The sequence below is a fragment of the Echinicola pacifica DSM 19836 genome (genome assembly GCF_000373245.1).
Lineage (GTDB): Bacteria > Bacteroidota > Bacteroidia > Cytophagales > Cyclobacteriaceae > Echinicola > Echinicola pacifica.
Genome location: NZ_KB890756.1, coordinates 204889 through 231036 on the forward strand (window position 1 = coordinate 204889; position 26148 = coordinate 231036).

Consider the following 26148-nt stretch of genomic DNA (forward strand, 5'->3'; position numbering starts at 1 on the left):
GCATTTAGCAGAATTAAAAAATCCATATTTTTTCGCCATCGATTTCTTTATGATTTATATCATAAAAAAAGAAAAACCCGACAATTAAACGTTCACTTAATACCAAGGCCGCAAAGATGGGAAGGAGGCAATTCGGATTCAGTTTTTCACAATTCCTCCCTTTTCAGTATATTCGTCATTTGAATAAAACATTTAGGTAATGAGTCAAATAGAAATCAATAGTTTCGAGGAGTTTGAAAAACATATTGGTCAGAATCTGGGAGTATCAGAATACTTACGAATCACCCAAGACCAAATCAATAAGTTTGCAGATGCAACCTTAGACCATCAGTGGATCCATACCGATCCAGAAAAAGCCAAGGAAGAAGGTGCATTCGGAAACACCATCGCTCATGGATACCTCACCCTATCGATCGTCCCCTATCTATGGGAGCAGATAGTGAAGGTAAACAACCTTACTATGTTAGTAAACTACGGAATAGAGTCTTTGCGCTTTGCACAGCCAGTCGTGGTGGATAGTGAAGTGAGGCTTCATGCCAAACTAGCAAATATCACCAATCTCCGTGGAACTGTAAAAACCGAGATGGAGATCAAATTGGAGATAAAAGATCAGCGAAAACCCGCCTTTACTGGAAAATTGGTTTTCCTATATCATTTCAAATAATCTCTTTGAACCTTCAAAAAGATCAAGCCATCCCTTTTGGTCTTTTCTATAATGGGCAATGCCGAGCTGGGCATTGCCCATTATTTTTTTCTATCAAATCCCTATCCCAAAAGGAGATCTTAAGGATTATTTAGTACAATAAAAATAAATTATTATATAATTCACTTTTTGCGTAGGGATGCGTAGCTGATTAGTTGTGGGATTAAAAATTAAATAGTATGTTTCTCAATTATAGTATTTAACTAAATACAAACCCAGAAATCACAATTAATCAACGGTGCATTTCGGCCAGCCATCCACAGGCAAAGTTTAATTCATTACTATTAATCTTCAGCATCCCCTATACTACCTTCAGCAGATAGATTAATACAGCCCATATAGTCAACGTTTAGAAATCAAATAAGACCGCAGCTATGAAAAACATACTAGTATTCTTAGTCATACTTCCCTTCCTGGCTTCCTGCCATATTAAGGACAATCAGGAAACTTACGCCTTACTGGACACCTATATGCAGGAGCATTTGTCGAATGGACACGAAGTGTTTTTGATCGATGAATCTCGACTCCTCTGGAAGGACTCTATCAATCAGCTTTTCTGTGAAAATAAAGCCAGTCCTGGGCAGCTATTGAGTTTTACCCATTTAGGCATCACTGTCAAGGAAGAAATAATTAGTTTTAAATCCCAAGCCTTATGCTCCAAAAAGAACTATAAACCTATCAAATTCTCCTGCCTCAAAGCGAATGAAATTGGCCTGCAACTCGTAAGCAAAAGCAACAGTTCCTATATCAAAAAACATATTCGCAACGAAGGCAAGCCACAATTTCTCTATGAAATATCGAGGCCGGTATTTTGGGATGATCATGAGTACGCCTTTATTATTATAGATAAATACGCCCCCGAAGAATACAGCAAGGAAATGCTGATTTTCCACAAGGTAAATGGCAACTGGTATAAGGCAGCAGCAGTAAAACCAAAGGCCACGGCACCCACAAGCCTCTCCGATGACACACTATACCTCTCCTCAGCCTATGCGCAGCTGAGTTTATAAAGGACACCGACATTAGCGACACCGCAGCTTCCCGATTTTAGCCGGGCTAATGGCCGCTGATCAAGCCACACTAGTTCCTCAGGATATAATGAATAATGATAAATACTATTGATCCTGATAAGCGTCATATAAAATAGAAGTGAGCCTCGGGCACGAAACGTGAGGATCAACCATGGATTAGTGCTTGGGTGAAAGTGTAACAAAAAAACAGCTCTTAAAAAAAGCTGCTTTTTTTGATGTTAAACCAAAATTAAATTTTCCGTTATTATCACCCTTAGTCTAAGCGATTTCTTTCTTCAGTGCTTCCACTTCTGTTGGAGACTTTGAATTTCTCCCCTTTAGAAAACTTCCAGTTGAAGGTCAGACGTACCGCCTGCTGATTATTATACTGTCTGATTTGGGTATTGATATCCCCAAATTCTACCTGACCAGTAACCTCTCTCGTTCTGAAGATATCATCTCCATTGAGGGTAAGGCTGAACTTATCATCCTTGAAGGATTTGGTGATTCCAGCATCCACCCAACCAAAGCCATCCAGCTCTAGCTGACCTTCCAGGAAGGGGCTAAGGTATAATGCGGCGACTTCGATTTTAAATCCTTTAGGCAGGGTGATATTATGCTGGGTCCGTGCCATATACGAGACCTGACTGATATCCAGGAAGTCTTCACCCAGCTGAGACTGGTAGGACTTATAATAGACCTGCAGCATATTGGAGGTGCTATACCATTCGGCGATCTCCAGAGGAGCCATTATCCTAAGGCTCAGATCATCAGATTTTTCAAAATTCTGCACCTGCAGCACCGTCTTACGTGTTTCATCATCCTGCATCATCACCTGACCAAAGGAATCGATGTTCCGTGAATAGGCTAGGGTAAACTGGAAGGCGTTGTTGATGACATGACTCATCTCAAAATTTGTGGAATACTGCGGTTTCAAATAGGGGTTACCCTCCTCCACAGTCAGCGGATCTATATAGAAAACAAATGGATTTAGCATTCTATAATTAGGTCTGGTAATCCTTCTATTAAGGGTATAATTGATGGAATACTTATCAGACACTTTTTGTTGCAGGAATAGACTAGGGAAGAGGTTCACATACTTTTGCTTATTCACCTGCTCCAGGGTGACTGAATTTCCCGTAATATTGGAATACTCAAGTCTTAGCCCTGCCTGGAAGTTGAAAGTTTTATTTATGGGAGCCTTCAGCGAAGTATAGGCTGCCAATACATCTTCATTATAGATAAAGTGATTGCTATTGGCATCAGGTACGAAGGGGCCATCTTCCTCACTTTTTGAGATCATAAGTTGATTATCTGATTCTACCCAGCTCCCTTTAAGTCCTGCTTCCAGGGTAGCCTTTTCGCTCAATGGCTTAGTGAAATCCGCCTTGGCAGTAAGAATGGTATAGTTCATATTATTGTCTGTCAGGATCTGCCCATAAGTACCTCCCGTCAAATCCTCATTTACCCAATTGCGGTTGGAAAGTGTGCTAAGCCCACCACCATCCACGGCAGTATAATCGAAATCCGCGGATAGTTTGGTACCCAGAGTATCAAGATTGCCGATATAGTGGATATTAGTAAAAAACCTTTTATTGGTATTGCTATTATCATTTAAAGAAGAGAGGTAATTGATATCCTGATTGTCCGGATTGGTGACAGTGGTCAGGGAGGTATTATCATCTTTGCCATTATAATCATTGGCCTGGAAAGTAGCCCCCACGCTATGCTTTTCATTGATTTGGTAATCCGCACCTCCGGTAAAGAAGACGTTATTACCTCCCATTTTTAGCAAAGCATCCTGATCGAATACCGAAGGGCCATTTTCCAATTGGAACCTTCTGATGATGCTTAGGTCTGCATTCCTCACCCAAGAGTTATAGTTGAGACTGGCATTGGTCGTCCATTTCCCTTTCCTGACGTTCAGAGACCCACCTACAAACGGTGCATGTCGGCCATTATAATAATTTCCCATCTGGAGATTTCCATTGATGCCATCGCTATCATTCTTCTTCAATCGGATATTTATAATCCCTGCGGCACCTTCAGCATCGTATTTTGCTGAGGGGCTATTGATCACCTCGAGGCTCTTAATATTATCCGCAGGCATGGATCTCAGAAAATTAGCCAGCTCCTTGGCACTCATATACGTCTGGCGATCATCGATCATGACCACCACCCCACTTCTACCGTTGAGGTTGATATTACCATCAGAATCCACATATACACCAGGCGATCTTCCCACCACATCAAGGGCATTACTACCCTCTGCCATCACCGTTCCTTCTATATTGACCACGGTCTTGTCGGCCTCTATGGTTACTTCGGGACGGCTGGCTCGCACTTCCACCTCCTCAAGGGCAGTCGCTTCTTCCTCTAGCTGAATGGCCCCCATCTTCTTATGGTTGCCGGGAAGGAGCTGGAAAGTATCCGACTGGTAAACGCTAAACCCAAGGGTAGAAACCCGAACGATAAGCTTAGGACTGGCTGATGTCTCAAGGAGAAACTCACCCTGCTCATCGGAAACCACACCTGTAATCAATCGCTCCGAAGATGCTTCCAGCAGAGAAATATTGGCGAATGGGATGGCTTGTCCAGAACCATCGATCACCGTTCCGGAGATTTTGGCGCCTTGCTCAGCGAGGGTCTCTGCGGACAGCAGAAAAAATGAAAAGATAGCAATACAGAGTTGATGAGGAATTTTCATGATAAGGATCAAATTTTATTAGATTCAAGATCTTTATTGAAAATGTAGTGCCATTATCAAAAAAATACTTTAAATAGCTATTAAAGAGCATTTTACAAGACAGGACTTTAAGAACACTGTACGGAATCGAACAAAAATACCGTACGATAATGAGCACAAAAAAAGGTTCTGGACACATTATGCTCCAGAACCTAATCAGTTAATTTATTGGTGAACGGCTAAATTATTTGGCCGCTGCATATCTTTTACTTACTTCTTCCCAGTTTACCACATTCCAGAAAGCAGAGATATAATCTGGTCTTCTGTTTTGGTAGTTTAGGTAGTAAGCGTGCTCCCATACATCAAGTCCGAGGATAGGAGTACCTGGGCATTCAGCGATATCCATCAGTGGATTGTCCTGATTTGGAGAGCTGCATACACATAGTCCTTTGCTATCGCTTACGCAAAGCCAAGCCCAGCCAGAGCCAAAACGAGTTGCGGCAGCTTTTTCAAACTCTTCTTTGAATTTGTCAAAAGAACCAAACTTCGCATCAATTTCGGAAGCCAAGTCACCAGAAGGAGTTCCTCCACCGTTAGGGGAAAGGATAGTCCAGAAAAGGGAGTGGTTGAAGTGACCACCACCATTATTTCTCACAGCGGCATTAGATCCTGCCACTTTCATAAGCTCTTCAAGGCTTTTACCTTCCAGGTCAGTTCCTGCTACGGCATCATTCAGCTTAGTTACATAGCCATTATGGTGCTTAGTGTAGTGGATCTCCATTGTCTTAGCATCGATATTTGGTTCCAATGCATTGTAGTCGTACGGTAGTTTTGGTAATTCGAAAGCCATTGTTTATAAAATTTTATGGTTAAACATTTAAAATAATACTTCGGTATAAAATCTTTCACCCTAAACAACCAAAGTTATGCCAAAAGAGTTCTAAAAAAGCTTAGCTTCTTCCTACTTTCTCAACTTTAGAAAAAAGCGATCAATAAGGTCTTTAGCCTCTTTCGCCAAAAGCCCATTGGACACTTTTGTTTTGGGATGCAAAATAGGTTCTGCAAGCCTGCTAAATCCTCTTTTGGGATCGGATGCTCCATAATGGACGGCGCCCATCTGGGACCAAAAGCCCGCCCCGGCACACATAATACAGGGCTCCAGGGTAACATATAGCTCACACTCGGTGAGGTACTTAGCGCCCAAGCTTCCTGATGCGGCGGTAATAGCGAGGATTTCTGCATGAGCAGTGACATCCTTTAGCCTTTCAGTTTGGTTATAAGCTCGGGCGATGATGCGATTTCGGCAGACCACCACGGCTCCGACGGGGATTTCTCCATCCTCGAATGCCATCTGAGCTTGTTTCAGAGCCTCATTCATAAAGTATTCCGGTGTGTACAGTTCCATTTCCTGCTGTTTGGCCAATGAAGTTAATGGAAATAATCCGCGGTACAAAGCCCCGGCATTATCTATCAATCAATAGGCTAAAAATGAGGCAAAAAAAAAGCGGCTATTGCCGCTTTAAAATTTTATTTGAATATCAAATTCATGACTTCTTCTCTTACGCCTTCATTGATCACCAGTGCGAGAACCAGTGAAACGACCAAACCGATAAAGGCTTTTACCACATCATTTCGTGCCATCATCAATGCTCTAAAGAGCCTTGCTTTACGCTTCTTAAGCTTCTTAGACTTCGCCATGGCGATCGCTATCTCACGACCTCCCAGCAAACCTATAAATACCCAGGTGGTACTCATTGGCATCTTGCTGTACATTTTGAAATAAAATAGAAGGATACAATAGACAAAATCCACAATGGTGGCAGCTCTTACATCTGTAACCTGCGTTTTTTCGTTGACTATCCCTTGTATTCGATCTCCCTTAAAGTAGAACAGGAAGCCCATTCCGAAGAAGATAAAGCCAGCATAGGCGATAAATTCGTAGATATTAAGTTCTCGTGGAAGAAATACCGCGATATTGGCAGCATCCTGCATGAGCCATAAGGCCCATAAGGTCCCCGAAGTCACCCACTGAAGGATATACCAATAGCTCTTGATTTGCCCTTTAAGGTAGCCTGTCACGAATTTCTCGAGGACATACCATACGGATATGGCGATCACAAAGGCCAGTAAATAGCCTATCAAACTCTTCTGAACTACCCCTGCTATGGTACCCGCCTTATAGGTAAAGACGTTTAGCAGCAGGAAGGTGGTAGAAACAGGCATTCTTAGCCTGGTCATCACCATAAGCACAATCGGCGCTGCCAACTGTAAGAATACAAATTCCTGTGGGGCCTTGTCCAGGCCTTTCACGTGAAGACGCTGATAACTCACGTCTCCGCCATAGGTTACCCAACTGTAAATTGCTGTGACTACGAATATTCCCCCCATAAAAAACCACAACCAATACCACTTTTTCTTTTGGTTGGAGGCGATGAAGGTACCAATGGTCTGAATACTGTCATTCCCAATAGCCGAATAAGCGGCCAAAGAAAATCCAAACCACATCGCTGCATAGGTATATTGGGTGATAAAACCAGCAATAGACACCAAAATACACAGTACTAGTAAAAAGGATTTTTCTTTCTTGGTAAAATCAAAAAGTGAATAGGCAGCTTTGGATAATGCGTCCTGATTGATGTTTTGATCTTTTAGCTTTGCCATAGATTTAGTTTTGGCGTTTTTTTTATTCGGGGACAAAGTTAAATAACTTTATAAGAGTTGCGTATTATGAAATTGTTAATCATCCCGCGCTCCTCGATAATAAAGGCTTAACATGCCACAATATGCTTCATTTTATTTTAGTTGCAAAACGAAATCCTAAAATGACCAAGAATACGCAAATAAAATATGGGTAAGTTTTTCTATAATTATTTTTCCATTTTATAATGTTAACAAAACCTTCATATGTTTTGTAAAATTATTTGGTTGTATTCGACTTATTTTGTGAATTAGCCTAAATTAGGCTTTTATACTTTAGAGCTTTTGAGTTTAATGACTGAATTACCCGAAAAGAAATCAAAATACTATCACTGGAAAGTAGCGGCGCAGATGCTTTTTGCTCTTTTGCTATTTATGATCTCTATAGATTTGCTCACGGTATCTCTGCTCAATCTTAATAATGAGGTGGCCAATGAAATCTTCATGGCAACCAATAACCCCTTTGTAGGCTTATTTATTGGTCTATTGATGACCGCACTGATCCAGTCTAGCAGCACCGTGACCGCGATGATCGTGGCCGTGGTAGCCTCCGGAAACCTCAGCATTATGCAGGCGGTACCCTTGGTGATGGGCGCTAATATCGGCACCACCATCACCTCCACTCTCGTCTCTTTCACCTATATCATGAAGAAAGCAGAATTTCGGAAAGCCATCTCAGCCGGTATCCTGCACGATCTATTCAATATCATCACAGTGATCATCCTCCTGCCGCTGGAATATTACTTTGGCTTGGTGAGCAAGGTCGCGATATTTGCTTCCGAAGCCTTATTTTCCTCCAATTCACCTGCGGGAGATGATTATTCCTACAGTATTATTTTCACTCGCTCGCTAAGTATCAAGCTTATCGAATGGATCAATTTCCCCATAATTGCCCTAGTGATCAGTGTCTGCCTATTATTTATTTCCATAAAAATCCTCTCTTCGGCAGTTTATAAAACCTTCGTAAGTTCTAACTTCAAGAAAGTAAGTAAGCATATATTCAAATATCCCTACAGGGGCTTTGCCTATGGAGTATTTTTTACAGCAGCAGTGCAGTCCAGCACCGTGACCACCTCACTTCTTGTGCCGGCAGTGGCCACCAAAAAGGTCGCCCTAAACAAGGTCTTTCCATTTATCATAGGAGCCAATATCGGCACCACCATCACGGCCGCCATCGCAGCCGTCTTTAAGACTGAAGCCGCCATTGCCATCGCATTGGTCCATTTCCTATTCAACTTTGTGGGCGCAGTGATATTCCTTCCATTTCCGGCCATCCGTAATATCCCTGTGAAACTCGCTTTGTATTTTGGCAAGAAAGCAGCAGATCAAAAAGCAATCGGTATCGCCTATATCCTGCTGGCCTTCTTTATCATTCCATTTATGTTGATCTATTTCAATAAAAATGATGATGTCAGAGATCTAAAAATCAATAACGACCAAGTGGAGCAGGTGGATTCCACCTCTAGTCCCCACTAGCCTCAGCTCCTACTTACGGATTTCTTCCATGATCATATGCCCCTTGCTCGTCCCTATACGGTCGGCACCGGCTGCTATAAAATCCTGGGCTTGCTGCAAGGTGCTGATCCCCCCGCTGGCCTTGATCCCAACTCCCGCTGGCAAGATCTCGCGCATCAGGCGTATATCTTCTAACCTAGCTCCTGAGGAAGCCATCCCTGTGCTGGTCTTCACATAATCCACTCCCGCATCTGTGGCCATCTTGCAGGCCTGACGCAATTCATCAGTATCCAGATAAGCCGTCTCCACGATTACCTTGAGGACCTTCCCCGACTCATGGCATAATTCAGCCATCTTAGCCATTTCGATTTTCGGCCAGTTCATCCCTGACTTAAAAGCCGTAATCGACCATACCAAATCCAGTTCGTCCGCCCCATCCCGAATGGCGATTTTGGCTTCCGCCATCTTGGTCTCGGTCATCTGGTAGCCCAGTGGAAAACCAATCACGGTCACCACTTGTACGGGTAGGTCTTCCAAATCCCTCTTCACACGCTTCACCCAAAATGGTGGGACACATACGCCTACAAACTGATATTTGCGCGCCTCTTCCACCAGCTTAGAGATGTCCTGGTCGGTGAGATCGGCTTTGAGCATAGTATGCTCTAGATATTCGTTGATTTTCATTTACTGTCTTTTAGTCCGGCTGCACATAGCTGGACAGATAATCAAAATAAGAGGTCAGTTGACCCGCCTTGGTGATGGAAGCCTCCTCTATCACGGGATGGACATCATGCTCCAAAAGCGCTGGAATAACCTTCTCCATCAACTGTCTTCCGAAATCCTCAGAAGCATCCCTTGGAAGCTCACAGGGAAGATTGTCCACTGCCATCACCGATATACTATGCTGCTCTCCAAAGGCCTCTACCACCTCCATAGTCTCCCGATCCACATCATATACCGGCTCAGCAATGGTGCTCGGCATGACGGTGGTGGGAATGGAACCCCTGATATCACAGGTGATGTCTGCGATCACAGACAAATTGAACTCATCACTCAGCAGGTCCTTCTCCGTAAATAACCGGGGGGCCGCAGGGTCCCAATAGGCTGCTGCAAAGAGAATATCACTAACTTCGGCATATTTCAGAAAATGACTTTCATATTTTGCGGCTTCGCTATAAAACTCCGCCTTATCAAAACCACCGTCGGTCTTCCGTCGGTTATAATCCTCCATGCTTAATTGAGCAAATACCGGCTCCTCATAATAGGTATTGAGCAGGTCCTTTGGACTTACCTCCCTGATGCCCGTGGCTAATAATAGCTCCTTCACCCCATTGCCCACTCTACCATTTCCGGTGATCACCATCTTGATGGGAGGTAACTGGACCTTCTTAGCTTCCTGCAATAGCTCCTGCAGGTCAAAGCAGTCTCTTGCTCTCTTCAGGTCAAACAAGTCGGATTTTTTACCATAGGTCCATAAGCCATTATATGCTCCCACGATACCTGCCCAGCGACCAAAGGCCACCACACGATCTCCTCCACTACGCAGCACCTCATAATCTATCAATCGGATATTCTTAGCAAGAACCTCCTGCAGCAGACCCTTATTATAGGGCTGAGCCTTGATCGTATGCGAAAAGAAAAAATAGGTCTTCCCCTCAATAAGCGACGGAATGGGCACTTCCTTGATCCCCATCAATACCTCACAGTCTCTGACATCATCCACCACCTCTATGCCCAAATCGGCATACTCCTCGTCCTTAAATGCCCTGACCGAACTGCTCTGAACCACGAATATTGCTTTGCCCTGGTACCGAGTATTGAGCGTCTGTACCTGCTGCGGACTGAAAGCCACACGTCTATCCATCGGGATCTTGCCCTCCCTTATTAAGCCTATTTTTATCATGAATTATACTGTCTTATGAATCAACAAAACCAAAGATGCTGCTTTGCCTTGTCAATATAAAAATAAAAAATGCTAAATTCACCGCAAACTGATGCCTAACCCAGCATAATAATGACAGAACTTATCCTTTACGCGATTTTATTTATCCTCTTATTTGCTCACGCTATCATGGCCTCCATGATGTATAATGCCGTGCATCGGGATGAAAACCTGAGCATCAATGAAAAAAATAGCTGGAAACTTAAAGCACTCATTCTTCCAGGTCTATATTGGAAAAAATACAAAGCAAGCAAAGAAGCCTCTCAGTAATCTGAAAGGCTTCTATTGATTATTAAATTGAATTTCTCTGAGTCTTAAGGTTCTTTTTGACGCTTGGGAACTCCTCAGTCATAGGCTCCTTGCTATTTCCCGCTTATCGTTACGGTAATACCTTAGTTTTTCACAAATTGCACATTGGCCATTATACGGATGGTATCTCCTACCACCACATTACCCGCCTCGGTGATGGCGCTCCAGGTCAGACCAAAATCCTTCCGATTTACCTTACCTTCAATTTCAAATCCCGCCTTTGTATTTCCGTAAGGGTCCTCTGCTATACCTCCAAAATCCGCATCCAATACCACCGGCTTAGTGATGTCCTTGATCGTAAGCTCCCCTTTGAGCTTATAGTCACCGCCTGATTTCTCGATCAGCCCATTTTCAAATTTCAATACAGGATACTTCTCCGCATCAAAGAAGTCCGCTGACTTAAGGTGCGCATCACGGTCAGATTGATTGGTGTCTATGCTGCTGATTTCCGCCGTGAAAGATACTTTGGCGCCGTCAAAATCCTCTGCGCCTGCCTCTGCCTGACCTTCAAATTGCTTAAACTTCCCTGTTACGGAAGAAATTACTAGGTGCTTGGCCTTAAAATTAATTTCTGAATGGGTGGGATCAATGGTCCATTTGATAGTGCTCATATTATTTTTGTTTAATAGTTAAATAATTAAGTTTAGACATTATATGTATATACATACATTTGGGTAAAATTTTTTATTTCAAGCTTTAGCCTCTTAATTTATCCAGTAAATCATTGAGTTGTTTTACCTCGCTTTCATCAAGTTTGATGATCGAATGGTTAAAATTTTTAATTTCTTCGTCGAGCTGTCCCAGCAGGTCCAGGCCTTTGCTGGTAATGGTAATATCCACCTGTCTCCGGTCACTGGGACATTCTTTGCGCTCTGCCAGGCCCTTCTGCTTTAGCTTCTCCACCAGTCGGGAGGCATTGGACATTTTATTGAGCATTCGCTCCTGGATAGAGCTCACCGTAATGGGCTCCGGATGATGCCCGCGCAAGATTCTTAGTACATTATATTGCTCAGGAGAAACACCATGAGGCTTGAATAGCCTGGCCTGAAAGGTAATCAAATAGCTTTGGGTAAAATGCAAATTCACCACTGCCTTATTGTACTCACTCTTAAATTCCTTTTGCTTGATCTCCTCCTCTAGCTTCATAGTTTTTTCTTATACTTGAGCAATAAATGTATATACATATATAATATAAAAAAAGTTTCAGTTTGAGGAAGATTTTTTTTTATCTCCACCTCAAACTGAAACTTTAGTCCCCTTAATCCATTCTTAGGACGAGGAATCGCATTAATAACTGCTACTGATCGATCAGGAAGTACTTCTCAATATCCTCATGGGAGGCTTATTCAATACCCCTCTTCCATTCAGCCAACCTAAAAGGACAGTCAATCCGGTGATCGCAAGATAAATGATTGCGGCATGCCCAAAGGCCCATTTGAGTGGAAAATCAAATACAAAGACACTCAGCATTGCCGTGGCAATAAAGGAAAGTAAAATTCCGCTCAGGGAGGCCAGGCTACCCAGGAAGAAATATTCGAGGGTATTGATCAGACTGACCGTTCCCGAGCCTGCTCCGAGTGTTCTCAGCAAAATGCTCTCGCGCATTCGCTGGTATTTACTTATGATCAGCGAGCTCACCAGCACCAATACACCTGTCAAGATGCTAAACAAAGCCATAAACTGGATTACAAAGCTGATTTTGCCCAGGATATCCTCAAGGGTATCCACTATCATCCCTAAGTTGATCACAGAGATATTGGGGAAATCTTTTACGATCCTATTCTGGACGTCGGCGGCCTGCTGGTCAGTTTCGGTTTTGGTAATGATGACATGAAACTTAGGGGCTTTTTCAAGGACATTTTCAGGAAATAACACCAGGAAATTGGTACTTACCTTCTGGAAATTCACCTCTCTAAAACTCCCCACATAAGTGGTGAGAGGTCTTCCCTGCACATTAAAGAGGATCTTATCCCCCATCTCAATTCCTGTACGGTCAGCATACCCTTGATCTACTGACACCAAAATACTGTCGCCATCATTCTGATAGGTATGCAACTGACCCTCCACCAGCGATTCGGAGGAAATTAAGCTATCACGATACGTGACTCTAAATTCTCTATTGTATAATCCCCTGGATTTACGCACCTCATCGGAGAGGTCATCATTTTCGGATTTGTCCACGCCATTGATCTCCTCCAGCCTCATGGTGACGATGGGCACCTCTTGCATAATGGGCAGGCCCTCGTTTTCCACTGCTTTCCTTACTTCAGTAACTTGAGAAGTCTGTATATCGAAAAACAGCATATTGGGCTGATCTTCTTTATCCGCAAATCGCACTTGATCGAGCAATTGATTTTGGACAAAGAATAGGGTGGATATCATGGCGGTGCCAAGGCCGATAGTCGCTATCAATGAAATGGTTTGGTTATTTGGCCGGTAGAGATTGGCGAGGGCCTGCCGAATGGGGTAGCGCAGGGTAAGCGGCAAAAATCGTCGAATGGACCACATGATCCCCGTCCCCACAAACCAGAGCATACCAAAAGCGCCTGCCACAAACGCCGAGAAACCTGCGGCTTCCTTCCATCCACCCAAAAGCACCCAGCTGAAGATCAGCACAAATACTGCGATCAGACCCAATACAGCCCATCGCATGGGGTCCTGAGCTAGGCTGAGGCTGTCTGAGGAAGGGCGCAAGGTCATCATTGGAGGCACCTTACGGATCTTCATCAATGGCAGCAGGGCAAATAATACAGATACCAAAACTCCAGTCAGCACGCCAAAACCAACGGCAGACCAAGAGATGCCCACAGTAACTTCCACTGGAAGAAACTCTCCAAACACCTGAGGCAATACGTATTGGACAAGGGTGCCTAAAATTGCGCCAGCAAGAGATCCGAGCATGCCCATCGCTACGATCTGTGTGAGGTATATCAGGAAAGTATCTCGTGAGGAAACGCCAAGGCATCGTAATACGGCCACAGAAGGAAGTTTTTCCTTCACAAAAACGTTCACTGCGCTAGCCACGCCCACACAGCCCAACAGCAAGGCCACAAAAGCCACTAAACTCAGAAAATCAGACATATTGGCGAATGATCTTCCGGTACGGTCCTTTCGCTCCTCCACCGTATCTTCATCGATATGCTCCGTTTCCCAAAGTTCCTTATAAGGTTCTATTAAGGTTTCCACATTGACCTCAGGAGCAAACTTATAATACTCCATATATTCCAGTCGGCTGCCGTACTGAATCAGGCCAGTTTCCTCGGCAAAGGATTTAGGGATATATACTACTGGCGCCACGGTGGCGGTAATGCCCGTTTGGCCAGGGGCTTCCTGTAAGGCTCCTACTACTTCAAATATCAGGTCACCGACTTTCACCTCATCGCCCACTTGTATGCTGTATTGGTTCATCAGAAGTTCTTCCACAAGCGCCACTTTACCGCCTTTACGGAAAAGTTCATCGGCACTTTCCGGGGCGGTGACGAGTTTTCCGTAAAATGGGAATGCTCCCTCCAGCGCTCTGACTTGCACTAAGCGACTTTCGCCGGATTTGGGAAAAGCTACCATACTGGCAAAATTCACTTCCGAAGCGCGGTCAATCGCTATAGAATCCAAATCCTGATCCCCAATAGGCTTATTATTTTCCAGAACCAAATCTGCTCCCAGCAGCTCCTTGGCTTGAGAGTCGATGTCCTTCACTAGATTATCTCCGAAAGAACTAATCGCTACCAGAGCAGCGATACCGATGACGATGGAGGATACAAACAAGAAAAGTTTCGCCTTATTCTGTTTGAAGTCCCGAAAGGCCATTTTAAATATCCATCCTGCTTTATTCATTACTATCACTGACTAATTTTCCACCTCTCATATGTACAATCCTGTCCGTCTTTGCGGCCAGCTCCAGGTCGTGAGTGACCATGATTAGGGTGGTATTTTCTTGTCTATTAAGGTCAAAAATCAACCGCTCGATCATCTCGCCGGTGTCCGTATCCAGATTCCCCGTGGGCTCATCTGCAAAGAGAATCTTTGGCTTATTGGCAAAAGCGCGAGCAATGGACACCCGCTGCTGCTCGCCACCCGACAACTGGCTCGGATAGTGGGTCAATCGATCTTCAAGGCCTACTTTAGCGAGGAGTTCCCTGGCGACTTTCATCGCGTCCTTTTGGCCTTTGAGCTCCATCGGGACCATGACATTTTCCAAAGCGGTCAAAGTGGGTAAGAGTTGGAAATTCTGAAATATAAAGCCTATTTCCTGCGAGCGAACCTCAGCACGCTGGTCTTCATTGAGTGATTCGAGCTTATGGCCAGCGAGCTGCACGGAGCCAGCGCTCACATGATCCAGCCCCGCACAGAGCCCAAGAAGGGTGGTTTTCCCACTTCCTGAAGGACCTACAATCGCCAAGCTTTGGCCTGCAGCTACCGAAAAATTAATATCATCTAAAACCGTGAGTTGACGGCTGCCACTTTGATAGGTTTTACTCACCTTATCCACCTTGAGTACTGTCATAAATTTTCTTTAATATTGTATATAGTTTCCATTTCTCCCTCCTCTATACCTCAGCACCTCTAGTCTTATAGTTTTGAGCCTCTTCGCAAGAATTTGCCATGAAATCAAAAACAATTGATTTCCATATGGCGTTATCCTGCTGGAAGCCTCGCATGGTTCTTGTTATTAAGGTAATATTAAGCACCCTCAATCAATGACCTGCGAAATAACCATAAGTATATAAATCGTAAATTCATCGCAATTAGTTTCATACTATGAACAAACTTAACTTTTATCTTTTTCCTTTGGCGCTATTTCTCATAAGTATGCTGTCATTATCCTGTACCGCCACCACCGATAATGAGACTCAGGAGGGCAGTGAGATCGTTCCTGAGCAAAATAGTGAGAAGAAAACCATCCTGATTTTCGGCGATAGTATGACGGCAGGATATGGGGTAGAAAAAGAGGAAGCCTTCCCCGCCCTGGTGCAAGACGCAATAGACACCTTAAATCTGGACTTTCAGGTGATCAATGGAGGCCTGAGCGGAGAAACTTCCGCTGGCGGCCTTACTCGTATCGATTGGTTTATGGAAGATGAACCTGCCATCTTCGTCCTTGAGCTGGGCGGTAATGATGGCCTAAGAGGCATAGACCTCAGCGAAACCAAAAAGAATCTCCAACAGATTATTGATAAGGTAAAGACCAAATACCCTGCCACCGAAATCGTATTGGCAGGAATGCAAATCCCGCCGAATATGGGCAAAACCTACAGTGAAGAATTTAGGGATATGTTTCCCGCTCTTGCCAAAAACAATGATCTGGTGCTCATCCCCTTCCTTCTGGACGGTGTGGGCGGAGATCCAAAACTCAATCAGGCGGATGGCATACACCCTACCCCTGAAGGACATAAGATCATTGCCAAAACGGTGTGGAAATATCTCGAACCCATCGTTAGGGAGAAATCCTAAGCCGGATTTTACCTCCCCAATAAATAATACTAAAGTAGTATTTGCCTCAGTGCAAAACGCTAAGAGTGACCTTTGCCTCAGGCAAGGATCACTCTTAGCGTTTTTTAGCCAAAAAAAGAATCTTAGACCTCTTTGTTAGAAGGTAAAAGTAAAAGCTTCTATAAAGGTCATTTCTCTTATCAATCCAGGACTAAGTCCCATTTCATCAAAAATCAAAAAACTTTAGAAGGGACAGTGCTTTCAAAATTTGCATTGATAAGGACAATTGGTGAAAGTAAAACGTTTTTAAAGTTTCGGATGATTTCATATTATATAATCTTAATACAGAGGGAACAAAAAAGTATCAAGGCGCGGGGTGATTTACATTTTTCATAAAATGCACTTGGTTAATTTTCAATTACGGCAAATAAGGGTTTTCATTCTTGAAAATAGTGTAAAATACATATGAAATCGAAGTCATATTCAAAATGACTAAACCCTTTTAGCTTCAATAATATTTAGTATCTTTCCCCCTAAGAAAAACCTCAAAAGCTTCGTAGTACTAAAGAAAGCTTCCGACTATGGCAAAAAATGCCTAAATTAAAACATAATAAATCAGGCTTTTCTTATTGAAAATTTTAGAATAACTTAGGAGACAATTTCAAAATAATCAATTATGAGTTTTCAAATAAAATCGCCGGGAGAGGCGTATGATGTAATCATCGTTGGCTCTGGAGCCGGAGGGGGCATGGCCTCTAAGATTTTGTCAGAGGCCGGATTTTCGGTGGCAGTGGTAGAAGCTGGAGGGGATTTTGACCCTGCCAAAGAGGAAGACCGCACGCAGCTGCGTCCGCCATGGGAGTCTCCAAGAAGAGGCGCTTCCACCCGTAATCGTCCATTCGGAGACTTTGACGCAGCCATAGGTGGCTGGGACATAGACGGGGAGCCCTATACACGCACCGAAGGTACGGAGTTTGACTGGTTCCGCTCAAGGATGGTAGGAGGAAGAACCAACCACTGGGGAAGGATCTCCCTACGATTTGGCCCGAATGATTTTAAACGAAAAAGCATCGATGGCTTAGGAGACAACTGGCCTATCGGATACGAGGATATCAAGCCATATTACGATAAAGTCGATCAACTAATTGGGGTATTTGGCTCCAAGGAAGGGATTCTCAATGAACCAGACGGTTATTTCCTTCCCCCGCCAAAGCCACGTCTCCACGAATTATTCATCAAGAAAGGCGCGGACAAAATGAATGTACCGGTAATTCCATCAAGATTATCGATACTCACTAAGCCGATCAATAATGATAGAGGCGCTTGCTTCTTCTGTAACCAGTGTAACAGAGCCTGCCAGGCCTATGCGGATTTTTCTTCCGGCACCTGTCTGGTAAAGCCAGCCATGAAAAAAGGCAAGGTGGACCTGTACACGCATGCAATGGTAAGAAAAGTAACCACTGACGAGAAGGGATTGGCCACTGGCGTTTCTTATATCTCCAAAGTGGATATGAAAGAATATAAGCTGAAATCCAGAGTGGTAGTCCTTGGGGCTTCTGCCTGTGAATCAGCGAGAATCATGCTCAACTCCAAATCCTCCAATCACCCTGATGGACTGGGAAATGGTAGCGGAATGGTCGGCAGATACCTGCATGACTCCACTGGATCCGACAGAATGGGCTTTATCCCTGACCTCCTGGGTAGGAAGAAGTACAATGAAGATGGCGTAGGTGGAATGCACGTCTATACACCTTGGTGGCTAGACAATAGCAAGTTGAACTTTGCCAGAGGCTATCATATAGAATACTGGGGCGGCATGAGCATGCCTAGCTATGGATTTGGCTTCGGAATGGACACCATCCGTAAGTATATCACCGATGAATTTGGTAAGCCTAGCCAAAATGGTGGCTATGGTGCCGGTCTTAAGAAGGACATCAGATCGTATTTTGGTACGATGGTGGGTATGTCTGGCCGTGGTGAAAGTATCCCCAGATATGAAAACTACTGCGAAATAGACAATAACACCGTCGATAAATACGGTATTCCTGTACTCAAATTCAACTATAACTGGACAGATCAGGAAATCAATCAAGCCAAGCATATGCAAGACACCTTCGAGGAGGTACTTACCAATTCGGGGGCTGTACTAATGGGTGAGAAAGCAGGACCAGATTCCAAATATGGTCTTCATGCTCCTGGCAGAATCATTCACGAAGTGGGTACCACCCGAATGGGAGATAATCCTAATACTAGTGTGTTGAACTCCAACTGTCAGGCTCACGAATGCAAAAACCTTTTCGTGGTGGATGGTGGACCATTTGTGTCTCAAGCTGACAAAAACCCAACATGGACCATCCTGGCCCTAGCCTGGAGAACCTCTGACTTCATCGTCGGAGAAATGAAAAAGAAAAATATCTAACCTACTGAACCATGAATAGAAGAGAAAATCTAAAACTGTTATTTACAGGATCATTGGCCTCAGGGATATTTATGACCGGCTGCGGTCCGGAGGCGCCAAAAGAAACCCTGCATGCTCCCACCATCGGAGAGGGGACCAAATGGGGCCGTACTCCTGAGGAATTGGCAGAAAATGCTGCCCTCCAGGAGGACGTTTTTTTCACAGAGGACGAAATGAAAAAGCTCAATTATCTGGTGGACGTCATTATCCCTAAGGATGAAACCTCAGGAAGTGCCTCCGAAGCTGGCGTGCCTGACTTCATTGAGTTTATCGTGAAAGATATGCCTTACTATAAAACCCCTATGCGTGGTGGCCTGATGTGGCTGGACACCGAAGCGCAGGATCGCTATGGCAAGGCCTATATGGAAGCCTCCGAAGATGAAAGAATTAAAATAATCGATGATATCGCTTATCCTGATCAAGCAAAGCCAGAAATGGCAAGGGGCGTGAAATTCTTCAACACCCTAAGGAATCTTACTTCCACAGGTTTCTTCACCTCTCCCGAAGGATTCAAAGACCTAGACTATAAAGGAAATACACCAAACGTCTGGAAGGGAATCCCTGATGAAGTGATGGCGGAACATGGATTTAAATTAGAAGAAAAATATCTTCCTATCTATATGGACCCAGATACCAGACATACCCTGGCACAATGGGATGAAGAAGGAAATTTAATTGGTTAATTGTTTGTTTTGGATGTTTAAAAAGCCTTCTACCTCCGTAGAAGGTTTTTTTTTTGCCTCAATAAAAACCTTCTAAACCAGCCTAGCTAAAGCATATCAATAATAAAACATAAAGCCAAAGCTGATCCGCATGGCATCACGGGTTTTTGATTGGTCAATAAAGTTGCCATTCACCAAGCCATCTGCCGAAAGTCTCTTCGCCCCATAATCCATCTCTAAGCCAATGGTCATTCGCTCATAAGGCTCATACATAATATTGAATATCCCATAATAATGCATATGGTAAACATCTCCCTCTAAGTACAGCTCACTGATATCCTCCTCAGGAAATAGGAAATAACGGTCGGAATTTTTGGTAAAGAAACGGGTATAGCCAAGGACCATATTAGCATGAAACTTAGGGGTGAAGAAATATTCATAGCTCGTCCACCCGCCAAAAACCGGAGTGGCTTTTACCGTGCCATCCTCAGAAGGAAAACCATCATATCCCTGTCCCGTAATGCTGGTCATATAGGCGGTAATTCCCTGGCCTCCTACTAGCTGGAATTGGAAATTATTTTTACTAATATCATTTCTGTGAATGCCAGAAAGACTAAAGCCATAACCCAAAAAACTCCCATCCTCACTATCCAACCTATACCTTATAGACCGCCATACAGAAGCCAGACGAATATGCCCCCAGCTTTGCCTGGCCTTAAAGGCGGCGGTGAAGTCAGGGATGTACTGATTGGCTTCTTCCAGAAAGGGCTGCACCTCCTCAAAGTGATCCAGCTCATTGATGGGAGCCTCCAAGCTAAGCTCATAAACCAAGGCTGGATTTCTGAAGGTATTCTTGTATTTGACATGAGGGGTACGCTGCCACACGCCGGAGGGAGGGCCTTCCCATTCCATTATATTGGGCCATAATACCTCATCTCCGAAATTATTCCAATTCTGCCCCACCTGCCAGTGGGTAGTTTCTACAAAAGCCCTCCGCAACCGCAGCGCCCCTTCTCCCGCCCAAAAATCCGTCTCCACCAGCGCTTGGATCATCCGTCCATCAGGCAGCATCAGGTCTGTGGCCCATTTGATCTGAGTCTGGTACATGTCCACCTTCAGACTCTTGGAGTCATCATGACCAAAGACATTGATGCTGCCCACATTAAAGGTTTCACTATCCTGAAGTCCCCCAAACAAGTCCAAATATCCATTAAGCTTCATATTCACCCCAAGGCTACTGCTAAATCGCGGCTTACCCGCCAGACTGTCCGCAGACTGAACACTTAAAAAACGCTCCTGTCCCAACAGCGGGCCAGCCATAAAACACAGCATACTGGCTATCAAAAAGATTCTAAACATGGCAATTTTTATTTGGTATAAAATTCATTTCCCAAACCCTCAGATGAATGCCTCAAACAATAAAGTAAAGCCCCTGCGACGAAAGGCCATAAGCATCGCCAGTTCATAGCGATCCCCACAATCATTATTAGAGGAATAAAAGTCCAAGGATAAAAAATACCTTGACAAAATTGATCTATTCAAATATTATTTATGACAATTTAATCATTACAAATTGAATATCAAGTCTATTTATTCTATAAAAGAAAGAGAAAAGCTTCCATTACCAATAATATAAGGCCATTGGTGGATTACCCTAAAGATCAGTACAGTTTTCTACCATCATATCCTTATATTAAACCAGCAATAACCTAAAGCTCAAAATAACATGTCAAATCAAGTAGAAGATCCTCAAAGGAGGAAATTTATCAGCCGTGCAGGGGTCATGGCTGCAGGTTCATTTTTCATTCACCCAATAGCAGAAGCCCTGGCTTTGCATAGCAATAAGGGGCAAAAATTACGCATCGCCTTAGTGGGCACAGGAATTCGCGGCACCAGTATGTTTGGAAAAAGTGTATTGGAGGAATATGCTGACCAGGTAGAGTTTGTAGGACTATCCGACATCAACCCCGGAAGATTGGCCTATGGCAAGGAGTATATAGGTGCGGACTGCCCCACCTTTGTGGATTTTGATAAGATGATGGCAGAGACCAAGCCTGATGTGCTGATCGTCACCACGATGGACAGCACCCATGATGAGTTTATCATAAAGGGGCTAGAGGCAGGATCCAATGTGATCACCGAAAAGCCCATGACCACCGATGAGATAAAGTGCCAAAACATCCTGAATGCAGAGCGGAAGACGGGAAAGAAGGTCATCGTCACCTTCAACTATCGCTACAGCCCGCATCGACAAAAAATATATGAGATGCTCCATGGTGGCGAGATCGGCACGGTAACCTCTGTGGACTTTCACTGGTACCTAGACACTGACCATGGCGCCTCTTATTTCCGCAGATGGCATGGCTACCGGGATAAGGGAGGCACCCTGCTGGTCCATAAATCCACGCATCATTTTGACTTACTCAACTGGTGGTTGGACTCCGATCCTGAGGAGGTATTCGCCTATGGGAAACTAGAATTTTACGGCAAAAACGGTCCATTTCGTCATACCAACTGCCGTCCCTGCCCGCATAAGGAGCAATGTGATTTCTACTGGGACATCACCAAAAGCGAGCGACTTACCGACCTCTATACCGATAATGAGCAATATGATGGTTACTTAAGAGATGGCTGCGTTTATCGTGAGGACATCGACATCTATGATAAGATGGCCGTGCAGATCAGGTATATGAATAATGTACAAGTCAGCTATTCTCTCACCACCTATTCGCCATATGAGGGATACCGGATCGCTTTCAATGGCACCAAAGGCAGACTGGAAGCGTGGATACAGGAAAGCCAACCTTGGGATACCAAGCCGGCAGACGAAATCAGGCTGACCAAAAACTTTGGTGAATCTGAGATCATCACCATTCCGCATGGCGGTGGCGGACATGGCGGCGGGGACACCCGTCTGAAGGATAAGCTATTCAAAAGCCCCGATATGGCTGACCCATATCGCCAGTCAGCGGGAACACGAGATGGAGCCATGTCCATTTTGATTGGCATCGCCGCTAGGAAAAGCATCGAGAGCCAAAAACCTATAAAAGTGGCGGACCTGATCGATATCAAATTGCAAGCAAAAAGACCTAAAGTCTAACTATCATTTCCGGGTTGAGAGAATTCCTCTTAACCCGGAATATTTTTCTCAAGCTCTCATTTCCATTTTTTTGACGAGAGCCAGTGGATATAAAAAATGAAAATAACTTTTGCAAAGCCTTGCAAGTATTTCGAAGTTATCTTTCTATTAACAGCTTCACACCTTTCGAATGGAATCAAATACCATTTATCCGAAAAAAACATCCGTCCATATCAAAACATCAAAACGTAGGTTACCCTTTTTTTAAATCCTCATGACAAGGACTACATAAAGTTAATTTTCTAATCAAAAATAGCACAATTATTATTTTTTTATTTGCACTTCATAATTTTTAGCGGATGGTACAAAAATATTTAATCTCCTAAAAATCATGAAAAATGGTCCACAAAACGGATAAAAGGCAAAATATATAAAGGGTTCGGCAAATCACCTTTTTGCGCTGAAGGCGCAAGACCATCTAGAGTCGACAGCCTTATGAATTGCCTAGAAGTCCTTTCGTTGGCCACAAACCATTCAATCTTTTACCAATTTATTTTAATTAAAATGAAAAAGATTACGATTTATGTAGTCCTGATGCTATTCAGCATCATTGGCGCTCAGGCCCAATCCACCTTGGGTACCATCAGCGGAACAGTCCGTGATGAGCGTGGAGAACTGCTCACAGGAGCTGCCATTACGGTCAAAAACGGCCAAACGGGCTTTACCGCCTCCACAATTTCTGGAATCTCCGGGAATTTCAAGTTTACCCAGATCCCATTGGGAACTGACTACTCCATCACCAGCACATTTTTAGGTTATGGCACGAAGAAGATCACCGGCTATGCCATTAACCAAGGGGATCACCTTCGGGTGGACATCAGCCTTAGTCAGGAAGCTACCACATTGGAGGAGGTAAGTGTCTCTGCCAATTCCCTAAAGAACAATATTGACCGCTTTGGTTCCAGCACAGCGGTGGACGCCGATGCTATGTCCTCCCTGCCAGTAAACGGCCGGAATTTTACCTCCCTGACCGACTTATCTCCAGTAAGTAATGGGGGTAATCTACTGGGGCAGTTGTATTCCTCCACCAATTACACCATTGATGGAATGACCAATAAGAGCCCGGTGTCCAGCGGAGCGACCAATAGAGGTCCATTTTCGATCTCCATGGAAGCCATCCGGGAGTTTGAGGTGGTCACCAATGATTATGATGTCACCAATGGCCGAAGTGGCGGTGGTAATATCAGTGCAGTAACCAAATCGGGCACCAACCAGCTGGAAGGATCTGCCTTTTTCTATAACCGTGCGGACTGGCTGTCCAGTCCTTATGATACTCGTGGAAATAAGAGAGAAGATGAATTTGCTATCCAGCAATATGGCCTTACCCTAGGTGGCCCAATCATCAAGGATAAGCTGCATTATTTCGTGGCCTATGACGGTCAGCGCGACGCTAGGCCTCTATATATAGCAGATATCAGAACTACAGAGGATGAAGCCCGCTATAATCTTTCGCAGGAATCTCTCGATCGCTACCTCAGCATCGCCAGAGGCGAATATGGAGTGGCGGACAGCCCTCAGACAGGAAGTTTTGACAAGCTACGTTATTCTCATACGGCATTTGTAAGACTAGACTACCAGATCAATGATTCCAATCTATTGACGGTAAGAAACAATTATTCTAGAGATTTCAATGAGCAAGGTGTAGGCGATAATAGCCCTATCGAGCTCTTCGAAACTTACGGTAACCACCTTTCCGAAGCCAATAGCTTAATGGCCTCTTTGAGAACTAAAATCAGCAATAAACTCACCAATGAGCTGAAGCTACAGTACCTCTATACGCTTGACGAAGGCAGTCCAAACGACCAGCTTCCTAAGTCAAATATCCCTAGAGCCATCGTGGAGCGTGTGGAGTCCGTGGTGAACGATCGCGATGTAAACACCACCATCCAGCTAGGTGGCCAGCGTTACCTTCCAGAGAGATTTAAGTCCAATGTGTACCAACTGGTGAATAACCTGTACTATAATTCAGGCAATGTGAACTATACCTTCGGGATGGACATGATGGTAAACAATCTGACTTCTCTGGCTACCAGTGAATTTAATGGTAGATTCTACTTCACTGGACTAGACAATTTTGACAATTTGACACCTTATCGCTATGCAAGAGAGGTGGCCATCACAGACCCTACCGTATCACAGAATATCTTCGCTACAGGGATATATGGCCAAGGAGAAACCTATCTAGGTAATGGCATGAATTTAATCTTAGGCTTAAGAGCAGACTATACCAAATACCTGAATAAGCCGACCTTTAACCAGACGGTATTTGACGAACTGGGCCTACGCACAGACCATTCAGCGGGTGGATTCCAGGTACAGCCAAGATTCCAGTTTACCTGGGATATCAATGAGCAGGAACGTGATATCATCCGAGTAGGTGGCGGTATATTTGGCTCAGCCTTGAACAATTATTCGGATATCAACAACCTACAATTTGACGGGACAAAGATCTTTGCGATCGACGTAACTGGAGAAAATGTGCCGGTTCCGGATTTTGAGTCCTATAGAGAAGATCCATCCACCGCTCCGGGTGTGGACCTGCTAAATCAGCCGGGCATCAACACCATGACCACCATCAATATGAATAGTGAGGACCTGAAAATCCCTACTGTTTATAAGGCCAATATCATGTATAATAGAATCTTCAATGACCGATTCAGAATGGGAGCAAATTTCATCATGTCTCTGGCAAGAAATAACTATATGTACATCGACCGCAATATGGTGGACGATCCTTATTTCCGTCTCGCCAATGAGGCCGACCGTGGCGTATATGTACCTACTGAATCAATCAACCCAAGCAATGGCGCGGCAGACTGGACTCAGGGTCGTAAAACAGACGAGCTAGGCAGAGTGTTGGAGCTGGTAAGCGAAGGCAAAAACAATACCTTCACCGTGGTAATCGATGGTACGTACCAGTACTATAAAGATGGCCAAATCAGCTTCAGCTACACTTGGAATGACACCAAGGACAATACTTCCTATAACGGCAACGTGGCCAATAGTGCAACCCTCTTCCAGATGGTGGTCGATGATCCGAGAGACCTCAGCATGATGAATTACTCCAATTCTCAATTCAGAAACAAGGTGGTATTTTATGGTACCCTGCCTTCCTTCAAGGGCTTCAAGCTAGGCGTACGCTACTCTGGCATCGGCGGCACCCGCTACTCACTCAGGGTAAATGGAAACGTGAATGGAGACTTCGTAAGCTCCAATGACCTGGCCTATGTATTTGACCCAAATAATGCTGCACTTCCAGAGAATATCATTGCTGATATGAATGATGTATTAGCGAATCCTGATAACCTTGCAAAGGATTATATCCAGCAAAACCTAGGGAAGGTTGCTACCCGAAACGGCGGAATCAATGGTTATTATGGAACTTGGGACCTTAGGCTTTCTAAGAAATTCTACCTTAACCCAAACAAGAGACAGGGCATAGAGCTAGGTGGTGACATCTTCAATGTGGCCAACCTGCTGAGCAAAAACTGGGGTACTTCTAAGAACCTCTCCAATCAGAACTTAACCACTATCACTGGTTTTGATCCTGCCAGCTCCCAGTACACCTACAATATCAATTCAAACGTAGGGGTTGCTTATCCGGGTGGTACTCCTTACCAGCTGCAGATTTCTGCTAAGGTATTCTTCTAATCGAAT

20 protein-coding genes are annotated in these 26148 nt (G+C 44.2%); 9 read left to right on the forward strand and 11 right to left on the reverse strand.

The annotated features are described in order from the left end of the window. Positions 1 to 199 precede the first annotated feature (199 nt). Both B050_RS0118175 and B050_RS0118185 read left to right on the forward strand, forming a co-directional pair. Positions 200 to 664, forward strand: coding sequence for a MaoC family dehydratase (locus B050_RS0118175; RefSeq protein WP_018475389.1), 465 nt, complete (start codon positions 200 to 202; stop codon positions 662 to 664). A 413-nt stretch (positions 665 to 1077) separates the two neighbouring features. After that, positions 1078 to 1713, forward strand: a complete 636-nt coding sequence (locus B050_RS0118185) for a hypothetical protein (protein ID WP_018475391.1) — start codon at positions 1078 to 1080, stop codon at positions 1711 to 1713. Between the two features lie 274 nt (positions 1714 to 1987). Here B050_RS0118185 and B050_RS0118190 read toward each other — a convergent pair whose 3' ends face one another. The 4 genes from B050_RS0118190 to B050_RS0118205 all read right to left on the reverse strand — a co-directional run bounded on the left by B050_RS0118190 (position 1988) and on the right by B050_RS0118205 (position 7060). Then, positions 1988 to 4420: an outer membrane beta-barrel family protein gene (locus B050_RS0118190; protein ID WP_018475392.1), complete on the reverse strand. Its 2433-nt coding sequence runs from the start codon at positions 4418 to 4420 to the stop codon at positions 1988 to 1990. A gap of 223 nt (positions 4421 to 4643) precedes the next feature. Further along, complete coding sequence (locus B050_RS0118195) at positions 4644 to 5249, reverse strand: superoxide dismutase (RefSeq protein WP_026236004.1); 606 nt, start codon at positions 5247 to 5249, stop codon at positions 4644 to 4646. A gap of 111 nt (positions 5250 to 5360) precedes the next feature. Next, positions 5361 to 5804: a nucleoside deaminase gene (locus tag B050_RS0118200; RefSeq protein ID WP_026236005.1), complete on the reverse strand. Its 444-nt coding sequence runs from the start codon at positions 5802 to 5804 to the stop codon at positions 5361 to 5363. Between the two features lie 122 nt (positions 5805 to 5926). Continuing rightward, the gene (locus B050_RS0118205; protein WP_018475395.1) at positions 5927 to 7060 is read right to left on the reverse strand and encodes a hypothetical protein; all 1134 of its coding nucleotides are present in this window, start codon (positions 7058 to 7060) and stop codon (positions 5927 to 5929) included. A gap of 330 nt (positions 7061 to 7390) precedes the next feature. On the opposite strand from B050_RS0118205, the gene B050_RS0118210 reads away from it, so the two are divergent. Next, entirely contained in the window at positions 7391 to 8572 is a 1182-nt protein-coding gene (locus B050_RS0118210) for a Na/Pi symporter (RefSeq protein ID WP_018475396.1), read from the forward strand. Between the two features lie 9 nt (positions 8573 to 8581). On the opposite strand, the gene deoC is transcribed toward B050_RS0118210, so the two are convergent. Then, on the reverse strand, positions 8582 to 9235 hold the full coding sequence (deoC, locus tag B050_RS0118215; RefSeq protein ID WP_018475397.1) for a deoxyribose-phosphate aldolase: 654 nt from the start codon (positions 9233 to 9235) through the stop codon (positions 8582 to 8584). A 10-nt stretch (positions 9236 to 9245) separates the two neighbouring features. Next, the gene (locus tag B050_RS0118220; protein WP_018475398.1) at positions 9246 to 10454 is read right to left on the reverse strand and encodes an NAD(P)-dependent oxidoreductase; all 1209 of its coding nucleotides are present in this window, start codon (positions 10452 to 10454) and stop codon (positions 9246 to 9248) included. 111 nt (positions 10455 to 10565) lie between these two features. Here B050_RS0118220 and B050_RS0118225 point away from each other — a divergent pair, with 111 nt between their 5' ends. Then, complete coding sequence (locus tag B050_RS0118225) at positions 10566 to 10763, forward strand: hypothetical protein (protein ID WP_018475399.1); 198 nt, start codon at positions 10566 to 10568, stop codon at positions 10761 to 10763. 122 nt (positions 10764 to 10885) lie between these two features. Here B050_RS0118225 and B050_RS0118230 read toward each other — a convergent pair whose 3' ends face one another. From B050_RS0118230 to B050_RS0118245, 4 genes are all read right to left on the reverse strand, one after another. Continuing rightward, positions 10886 to 11413 carry a YceI family protein gene (locus tag B050_RS0118230; RefSeq protein WP_018475400.1) on the reverse strand — a complete coding sequence of 176 codons (528 nt, stop codon included), beginning with the start codon at positions 11411 to 11413 and terminating at the stop codon, positions 10886 to 10888. Positions 11414 to 11498: 85 nt separating this feature from the next. Beyond that, complete coding sequence (locus B050_RS0118235; RefSeq protein ID WP_018475401.1) at positions 11499 to 11948, reverse strand: MarR family winged helix-turn-helix transcriptional regulator; 450 nt, start codon at positions 11946 to 11948, stop codon at positions 11499 to 11501. A 162-nt stretch (positions 11949 to 12110) separates the two neighbouring features. Continuing rightward, a complete protein-coding gene (locus B050_RS0118240; protein WP_018475402.1) occupies positions 12111 to 14636 on the reverse strand; it encodes an ABC transporter permease in 2526 nt (841 codons plus the stop codon). After that, on the reverse strand, positions 14629 to 15306 hold the full coding sequence (locus B050_RS0118245; protein ID WP_018475403.1) for an ABC transporter ATP-binding protein: 678 nt from the start codon (positions 15304 to 15306) through the stop codon (positions 14629 to 14631). Before B050_RS0118245 ends, B050_RS0118240 begins: the two co-directional genes overlap by 8 nt. 254 nt (positions 15307 to 15560) lie before the next feature. On the opposite strand from B050_RS0118245, the gene B050_RS0118255 reads away from it, so the two are divergent. From B050_RS0118255 to B050_RS0118270, 3 genes are all read left to right on the forward strand, one after another. Next, complete coding sequence (locus B050_RS0118255; protein WP_026236007.1) at positions 15561 to 16253, forward strand: arylesterase; 693 nt, start codon at positions 15561 to 15563, stop codon at positions 16251 to 16253. Positions 16254 to 16908: 655 nt separating this feature from the next. Then, a complete protein-coding gene (locus tag B050_RS0118265) occupies positions 16909 to 18651 on the forward strand; it encodes a GMC family oxidoreductase (RefSeq protein ID WP_018475407.1) in 1743 nt (580 codons plus the stop codon). Between the two features lie 11 nt (positions 18652 to 18662). Then, on the forward strand, positions 18663 to 19373 hold the full coding sequence (locus tag B050_RS0118270) for a gluconate 2-dehydrogenase subunit 3 family protein (protein ID WP_018475408.1): 711 nt from the start codon (positions 18663 to 18665) through the stop codon (positions 19371 to 19373). Positions 19374 to 19469: 96 nt separating this feature from the next. Here B050_RS0118270 and B050_RS0118275 read toward each other — a convergent pair whose 3' ends face one another. After that, a complete protein-coding gene (locus tag B050_RS0118275; protein ID WP_018475409.1) occupies positions 19470 to 20711 on the reverse strand; it encodes a hypothetical protein in 1242 nt (413 codons plus the stop codon). Positions 20712 to 21078: 367 nt separating this feature from the next. Here B050_RS0118275 and B050_RS0118280 point away from each other — a divergent pair, with 367 nt between their 5' ends. Together B050_RS0118280 and B050_RS0118285 are read left to right on the forward strand one after the other, a co-directional pair. Then, entirely contained in the window at positions 21079 to 22452 is a 1374-nt protein-coding gene (locus tag B050_RS0118280) for a Gfo/Idh/MocA family protein (RefSeq protein ID WP_018475410.1), read from the forward strand. 543 nt (positions 22453 to 22995) lie between these two features. Further along, the gene (locus tag B050_RS0118285; protein WP_018475411.1) at positions 22996 to 26142 is read left to right on the forward strand and encodes a TonB-dependent receptor; all 3147 of its coding nucleotides are present in this window, start codon (positions 22996 to 22998) and stop codon (positions 26140 to 26142) included. The last annotated feature ends 6 nt before the right edge of the window (positions 26143 to 26148 follow it).